General features: G+C 44.4%; 5 protein-coding genes. 1 reads left to right on the top strand and 4 read right to left on the bottom strand.

All coding sequences use genetic code 11. The features are described from left to right. Nucleotides 1–76: 76 nt before the first annotated feature. A complete protein-coding gene (locus tag VN379_RS05830; protein WP_325531765.1) occupies nucleotides 77–700 on the top strand; it encodes a lactate utilization protein in 624 nt (207 codons plus the stop codon). 21 nt (nucleotides 701–721) lie between these two features. Here VN379_RS05830 and VN379_RS05825 read toward each other — a convergent pair whose 3' ends face one another. From VN379_RS05825 to VN379_RS05810, 4 genes are all read right to left on the bottom strand, one after another. Further along, nucleotides 722–1414 carry an HAD family hydrolase gene (locus tag VN379_RS05825; protein WP_325531763.1) on the bottom strand — a complete coding sequence of 231 codons (693 nt, stop codon included), beginning with the start codon at nucleotides 1412–1414 and terminating at the stop codon, nucleotides 722–724. Between the two features lie 454 nt (nucleotides 1415–1868). Further along, complete coding sequence (locus VN379_RS05820; protein ID WP_325531762.1) at nucleotides 1869–3053, bottom strand: CoA transferase; 1185 nt, start codon at nucleotides 3051–3053, stop codon at nucleotides 1869–1871. Nucleotides 3054–3166: 113 nt separating this feature from the next. After that, nucleotides 3167–3619 carry a HutP family protein gene (locus VN379_RS05815; RefSeq protein ID WP_325531760.1) on the bottom strand — a complete coding sequence of 151 codons (453 nt, stop codon included), beginning with the start codon at nucleotides 3617–3619 and terminating at the stop codon, nucleotides 3167–3169. Nucleotides 3620–3884: 265 nt separating this feature from the next. Further along, the gene (locus VN379_RS05810; protein WP_325531758.1) at nucleotides 3885–4085 is read right to left on the bottom strand and encodes a twin-arginine translocase TatA/TatE family subunit; all 201 of its coding nucleotides are present in this window, start codon (nucleotides 4083–4085) and stop codon (nucleotides 3885–3887) included. Nucleotides 4086–4212 lie beyond the last annotated feature (127 nt).

Here is a 4212-nt window from a genome sequence, read left to right as displayed (position 1 = left end):
CACATATATCGTATCATGATACAGTGACTATATCAATAAATAGATACTACTACTCACAGCTTTAGGAGGAACAACGATGCATACTGAAACACTTGCTTTACAAACGGTAGAGGCTTTACAAAAAAACAGATTTACTGCCGTCTACTTCCCAACCGCTACTGAAGCCCTGGAACAGCTATTGTCTGAAATACCGGTAGAGGCTACAGTGGGGATTGGCGGTTCTTGGACACTGATCCAGCTCGAGTTAGTCGAGAAGTTAGAAGCACGTGGCAACACCGTTTTCTGTCATCATAAACCTGGTCTAACCCCTGCGGAGATTTTAGACATACGGCGTAAGCAGCTAACCTGTGATGTTTTTCTGACAAGTACTAATGCGCTCACTAAAGATGGCTGGCTGGTAAACACAGATGCCACCGGCAACAGGGTTGCGGCAATGATCTTTGGTCCGAAGAAGGTTATTGTGCTGACAGGCGCTAACAAGATTGTAGACAATCTTGAGGAGGCCCAGGAACGTATCCGGACAACTGCAGCACCGGCTAACAATAAACGTCTGAATCGCCCTAACCCCTGTGTGAAAACCGGTTACTGTGTTGATTGCCAGGGCCCAACGCGGCTATGTAATGTGAACACCATCATTCATAAACGTCCGCCGGCATCTAATATTCATGTCTGGGTAGTCGGCGAAGAGCTAGGCTATTAAAAAAGATAGCAGTCACAAGGCTTAACGCCTTATGGCTGCTATCTTTTCTATAAACTGGTCCGGCACCGGCAAGGTGTCAATAGTCCACCATGGCGAGCAGCTTTGCAATTGTTCGCCAGAGTATGTACCGGTAGCTACACCAATGGTATAGGCCCCAATCGCTTTACCACATTCGATATCATGAGGTGTATCGCCAATGACGTAGATTGCATGTTGATTGGCATCTCCCCAGTTTGAGCAGACAGTGGCCAGCGCGTTGCGGGCTATATCTACCCTAAGCTCACACTGCCCGGCAAAAGCACTGCAGGAGAAATCAAAAAATCCGTCCAGTTTGAAGTGTCTTAATTTTACCTGTGCCCCGTGTGAACTATTGCCTGTCAACAACAGCAGTTTACAATCATCCTGCCCGTAAAGCCGGGACAAAATATCCTGAACCCCGGGCAAAACCCATCCCTGTTTAGCAGCAAGCTGCGCCGGGAGAAATGCTTCGTAACGCCGGCATAGCAAATCAATTTCCTCCGGTTTGGCCTCGCGCTTAAATACTGATCGGATAATCTGCCTGGCAATAAAATTATCTGTCATGCCAGCTGCGGTAATGTTGGTAAAGTCCACTGATGTATCCCAGAGCTCTTCTGTTGCCTGGCAAAAGGCTAACAAACCCGCTTTGGATGTTCTAATCAGTGTCCCATCAATATCCCAGAAAAATATATTCAATAGTCCTCATCCTCCTTACACTAGCTGGCCCAACAACAGCATACAACATAATAGGAGGAAGGCCTAAACCTTCCTCCTTACATGGAGCGCCCATCCCTATAGCATTCACTGCACACGATGCTTACCAAGCTTACACAAGTTACTTTTTGAAACAAGATAATTGATCTTACACCTACACTTTACTTACACTGGATGGATCAAACGCGATTTAGACTAGCTTTTTTTGATAAACGAAATACACTATCCTGCCAGATTAACTAACCAATTTGCAACAAACGGAAAACGGGAAGTTTCCTACCTACTGCACTGGGCTTGAATCTACGGCACTATAAGGATGGTGCTTACTTAGATAATAACATACTTAAACTATTTTGGCAAGTGGTACTGTTCAAATATTTTTATTGTTCTGCTAATAAAAATAACCCCACTAAAATCAGTGGGGTTATCCTATCAATTAGCGGTCTTCACCTTTAAAAAATGCGTTGACTTTTTCTTGATCCCAGCCCAAAATTTCCTGTAATATTTCACCGGTATGCTGTCCCAGAAGCGGGGCATGGGTTTCAACAGCGCCAGGAGTTGCCGACATTTTTACAGGCACACCGGGCATTTTCAGTTTTCCGGCTATCGGATGCTCGACCTCCACAATCATTTCTCTGGCCTTGATATGAGGATCATTAACAATCTTATCAATTGTGTTAATAGGGGCACAAGGCAACCCTGCCTCCTCGAGAATCCCCAGCCATTCATTAATTGTCTTACCCTTAAAAATTTCATTCAGGATCTCGCCCAATTCTTTCGCATTATTGGTACGATTACTGTTATTGTCAAAGCGTACATCTTTTATCAAATCCGGGCGGCCTAAAATGTTACACAGGCGTTCCCAGAGGCGGTCATTGCCAGCCCCGACGATAATAAAACCATCGGCGGCGGTAAAGGAGGAGAAAGGCGTAATAGAGGGATGCCTGTTGCCTAACGGGCCAGGTACTACACCTGATGTTACATAACGTGCTATCGCATTTTCCAGTATCGCCAATTGACAATCTAACATACCTACATCAACTTTTTGTCCTTCACCGGTACGTTCCCGGTGATACATGGCAAGCATAACACCATATGCTGTAAACATGCCGGCAATAACATCACCTACCGAGGCGCCAATGCGAGTGGGTTCCCCATTCTCAGCACCGGTAATGCTCATAATGCCCCCCATGGCTTGTACAATAATATCATAAGCAGGCTTATCCCGATAAGGCCCGGTATGGCCGAAACCGGAGCACGCAGCATAGATCAGTTTAGGATTAATCTGCTTTAATACCTCGTAACCAAGACCGAATTTCTCCATTGTTCCAGGCCGGTAGTTCTCCACAACTACATCAGCGTGTTTTACAAGCTCTTTAAACAGATCACACTCTGCCTGGCGTTTAAAGTTTAGGATAATTGAGCGTTTATTTCTGTTGAGACTCATAAAATAGGCACTTTCTTTGCCAATAAAAGGTCCAAAGGCCCGTGAGTCATCACCAACATTAGGTGGTTCAATTTTTATAATATCTGCTCCGAAATCTGCCAGCATCATTGTGCAGTATGGACCTGCCAAAACCCGGCTTAAGTCCAGTACTCGTATTCCTTCCAGTGCTTTCACAATAAATCACTCCTTTATCGATAGTTTGCCGTGGTATAGAGGGTTTAAAACATAAAAAGGACAGATGGAATGTTATTCCACTCTGTCCCTCATTCACTCTGATATTAAGTTACTTACACACCTAAATGCATAATCCCCAGGCCAGCCCGTTCGTGGTTAGTCAAAGGATGAATCGCCGATTCCCCGAATAGTGCAACAGCAACCCAACGCTCGTCCCGCACAATGGCAATTTTGACAGCGACACTGGCACTGCTGGCTACATTGACCATAATTCCCCGTTTGGCCTCATCTGTCGCGTGCAGCAATGCATGGTAATTGGTTGACGTTTTAGAGATAATTCCAGTATTTAGTGCAGCACCAAGTACCGCCTTAGTAACCTTTCCCTGAAATTCAGATAAGGCTGAATTCCCGCCTACTTCAGTCACAACTACTTTATAGCCCTGTTCGGCAAGCATCGCTTTCACAGATTCTTCATCTGCCATGGTTCGGGTCAACGCCAACAGCATTGCCGCCGTTCCAACACTTTTGATACTTTCTGCCATGAAAGGCCGATTACGATTATTCATGCTCATACCCTCTATATCACTCTACATTAATTCTACATTATTCTTGCAATTTCGTCAATATGTATCATTTTTCACTGCACTAAAACTATATACAACGCGTTAAAGTCTTGCACCCCCACCTGCGCCTGCAAACTTCTTAATGCGGAATATATAGAAACGCTCTTCGCTTATGATTCAATTAATTTTAATCATAAGCGAAGAGCGTTTCCTTGAAAATGCCTCTGGCAGCTGCCCTGCCCCCTGTATCCTCGCGTTACCCATTTCTCTATTTTACAACATCTTGTTTCTCAGCAGGTTTTTCATTTATAGGCATCGTCACTTCCTTGGTAACCTCGGTTGTAGCATTTTTAAATTCTTGAATGCCACGTCCTAATGCTTTACCCAGCTCGGGTAATTTCCCGGGACCAAACACCACCAAAGCAATAACAAGGATAAGGCCCAATTCCGGCATACTAAGGTTAAACATATGTCACGTCCTCTCTGAATGTATAATGATTTATTTATTTGTGTATCTGTCAGGAGATCCCTGATTTATATATTATACTTCATCTCCAGTGATAATAATTCCTGCTTTAGATAATATCAATTCCTGC

The organism is Sporomusa sp., from assembly GCF_035561255.1.
Lineage (GTDB): Bacteria > Bacillota > Negativicutes > Sporomusales > Sporomusaceae > Sporomusa.
Note: the sequence above shows the minus strand (reverse complement) of the source record. Positions and strands in the feature narration are given on the sequence as shown.